This window comes from Uliginosibacterium sediminicola, from assembly GCF_039631295.1.
GTDB lineage: Bacteria > Pseudomonadota > Gammaproteobacteria > Burkholderiales > Rhodocyclaceae > Viridibacterium > Viridibacterium sediminicola.
Genome location: NZ_JBDIVE010000029.1, coordinates 1 through 861 on the forward strand (window position 1 = coordinate 1; position 861 = coordinate 861).

1 protein-coding gene is annotated in these 861 nt (G+C 59.8%); it reads right to left on the minus strand.

Annotated features, from left to right (window positions below; all coding sequences use genetic code 11):
* Window positions 1-811 (minus strand): IS30 family transposase (locus ABDB84_RS20005; protein ID WP_345921549.1); only part of this gene is annotated, 811 nt, incomplete at its 3' end.
* Window positions 812-861 lie beyond the last annotated feature (50 nt).

Below are 861 nucleotides of genomic sequence, written 5' to 3' on the forward strand. Positions count from 1 at the left end.
GCGTGTGCGGATCGGCAAACCAAATATCCATCTGGAGCCGCTTGGCAAGCTGGGCATGGCAGGCCATTTCGCTGCCCCGATCATAGGTCAGGCTCTCACGCAGAAAGGCAGGCATCTTCTTCATCTGGCGCGTGAAACCCTCCAACGCGTCCTGAGCGGTGCAGCCGGCCATGCGACACAACACCACAAAGCGCGTTTTGCGCTCCACCAGCGTGCCCACCGCCGAGCGGTTGAGCGCGCCTTTGATGAAATCGCCTTCCCAATGGCCTGGCACCAATCGCTGAGCAATCTCTTCGGGACGATGCACGATGCGCTGCGCCTCGGGAACAAAGCCGGGACGGGCAATCGTGCTGCGCGTGCGGCCCCGTGTCGCTTTCTCTTGGCGCAGGGCGGCGATCATGTCCTTTTTCAAGGCGCCACGCGGATGTGCGTAGATGGCGGCATAAATCGTCTCGTGACTGACATGCTGGGTGGGGTCGTCGGGGTGCATAAACCGCAGTCTGGCGGCAATTTGCTGCGGCGACCAGCGCCAGTAGATCAACCGAGCATGCACGTGTGCATACAGACCCGTGCCCTCGACAAGTTTGCGCCGACGCACACTGCCCAAGCGTCGCTTCCGATAGCACGACGCCGCTCGCGTGGCGTCATAGCGCATCAGCTCTGCGCAGCGATTTCGGCGTAATTCACGAGAGACCGTGGAAACTGACCGAGCAAGTTGTCGCGCAATCGCCCTGACGCCTACTCCCTTACCAGATTCGATCATGATGACCGCGCGCTCTTCTGCACTCAGATGACTGTAACGTTTGCCCATCGCAACACCTTAGCTCACTCCAAGTGTTGCACTTGAAACTTGAGACTAAG